This is a genomic window from Agromyces sp. NPDC029043 (assembly GCF_055564615.1).
Map to the genome: position 1 here is coordinate 1 of NZ_JBVHVX010000052.1, position 2647 is coordinate 2647.

At 64.9% G+C, this 2647-nt stretch carries 1 protein-coding gene; it reads left to right on the forward strand.

Going from position 1 to position 2647, the window contains the following annotated elements; all coding sequences use genetic code 11:
* Window positions 1–69: 69 nt before the first annotated feature.
* A partial coding sequence (locus ACZ4TW_RS23865) for a non-ribosomal peptide synthetase (RefSeq protein WP_465546991.1) occupies window positions 70–2647 on the forward strand: 2578 nt, incomplete at its 3' end.

Below are 2647 nucleotides of genomic sequence, written 5' to 3' on the forward strand. Positions count from 1 at the left end.
CGGTTGGCTCCGATTGTTGCTGTGGTGCCGCGGCCTGAGCGGGTTCCGTTGTCGTTTGCGCAGCAACGGATGTGGTTCATCAACCAATTCGACCCCGGATCTCCGGCCTACAACATTCCCACTGTCCTGCGCGTGACCGGTCCCCTCGATACCGACGCACTCCGGGCCGCGATCATCGATGTGATCGAGCGACATGAGATCTTGCGTACCACCTTCGCGGCCGACGGCGGACGCCCATATCAGGTGATCCACCCGACGACGGAGATCGCCGAACACCTCGACTGGGTCGCGGTCGAGGACCCGTCGGACATCGTCGACGCGGTGACCACCGGCTTCGATCTCGCCGAGGATTGGCCGATCCGTGTGCGGTTGGCAGGTCGAGGTGGTGACGGCGATGCCGGAGGCGACTCCACGGACCACATCCTGGCCGTGATCACGCACCACATCGCATCCGACGGCGAATCCATGGGGCCGCTGGTCTCCGATCTCCTCCACGCGTATCAGGCCCGACTGGTGGGCCAGGCCCCCGAATTCGCCCCGCTACCGGTGCAGTTCGCCGACTACGCACTGTGGCAGCACCAGGTCCTGGGCTCCGATGTCGAACGGGAATCGGTCATCGGCAGGCAGCTCGACTACTGGCGCACCCAACTCGCGGGGATTCCCGACGTCACCGAACTTCCTGCCGACCGGGCGCGTCCGACCGCCGCGACAGGAATCGGCGGATACATCACCTTCGAGATCCCGGTCGCCGTGGCCGAGCGGATCGCCGCAGTGGCGCAGGAACGCGGGGTGACGCCGTTCATGGTCGTCCACGCCGCCCTCAGCGTCGAGGTCGCCCGGTTGGCAGCCATCGATGACATCGCGCTGGCCACCCCGGTGGGCGGGCGTGGAGACGCGGCCATCGAGCCGTTGATCGGCATGTTCGTCAACACCCTGGTGCTCCGGACTTCCTACGACCCGGACGCGACCTTCACCGAACTCCTCGATCAGGTCCGTGCCGTCGATCTCGAGGCGTTCTCGAATGCGGACGTTCCGTTCGAGACGATCGTCGAGGAGTTGAACCCGAGTCGTTCGGAAGCATTCTCACCGCTCGCGCAGGTGATGTTGTCGTTCGATCCGATCGGCTCGGTGTCCCAGGAGATGTCGCTGCCCGGTGGCGCGACGGTCGCCATGGTCGAGCCGGAGTCGGTGACCGCCCAGCTCGATCTGTCGGTGGTCATCACGCCTTCGGTGGGAGGCCAACCGTGGGCCGGCGCCGTCGTCTACGCCACTGACCTGTTCGACCGATCGACATCGCAGGCCTTCGCGCACCGTCTGGTGTCACTTCTCGATGACCTCACGGCACATCCGGATGCGCCGGTCGGGTCGAGCACGCTGCTCCTCGGCGAGGAACGCCATGATGTGACGGCCGCCGGTCGGGGAGAGCGCCGGGCACTGCCGACGCCGACCGTCACCGAGATGATCGAATCACGAGTCCGCGCGACGTCGGATGCTCGGGCGTTGGTTTGTGGTGATCGTGTGGTGTCGTATGCGGAGTTTGGTGCGCGGGTGTCGGTGGTGGCGCGTGAGTTGCTTGCGCGTGGTGTGGGGCCGGATGTTGCTGTGGGGGTGTGTGTTCCGCGATCGGTGGAGCTGTTGGTGGCGGTGCATGGGATCGTTGCTGCCGGTGGGCAGTATGTGCCGATTGATAGGGCGGCGCCGATGGATCGTGTGCAGTACATGGTCGAGACGGCGGGTGTGTCGACGGTGTTGGTGGTGGCTGGGGGTGTGCCGGAGGGGATCGCCGGTCTCGGTGATCGGGTTGATGTGGTTGTGATCGATGCCGATGAGGTCGTTGATCCGGGTGCGGGGATCATCTCTGATGATGAGCGGGTGCGTCCGATTCGCGCCGATGATGCGATCTACACATTGTTCACGTCGGGATCCACTGGGCGTCCGAAGGGGGTGACGCTGACTCATGAGGCGGTGGTGAATCGGCTGTGGTGGGGGCTTGATGAGCTGCCGATCGATGAGTCGGATGTGGTGGTGCAGAAGACTCCGGCGACCTTCGATTGTTCGGTGCCGGAGTTGTTTGCGCCGTTCATGGTGGGTGCGTCGTTGGTGATTCTCCGGGATGGGGGGCATCTGGAGCCGCGGTATGTCGCCGACGAGATCCGGCGTACCGGGGCGACGATGGTGCATTTCGTGCCGTCGATGTTGTCGGTGTTCCTCGAGGTTGTGGGCGAGGCGGGTGTCCGTGCGTTGGAGTCGGTGCGGATCGTGTCGACGACTGGTGAGGCGTTGCCGCCCGCGGTTGCTGCTCCGGTGCGTGCGTGGTTGCCGAATGTGTTGTTCTACAACTTGTATGGGCCGACCGAGGCTGCTGTGGAGATCACGTTCGAGCGGATCGATGAGGTGATCGAGGGGCAGTCGTCGGTGCCGATCGGTGTGTCGGTGTGGAATTCGTCGGCGGTGGTGTTGGATTCGAGGTTGCGTCCGGTGCCGGCGGGGGTGCCGGGTGAGTTGTATCTGGGTGGGGTGCAGTTGGCGCGTGGGTATGCGTCGCGTCCGGATCTGACGGCGGAGCGGTTTGTGGCGGATCCGTTTGGTGTGCCGGGTGCTCGGTTGTATCGGACGGGTGATCTGGTGCGGTGGCGTGCTGATGGTT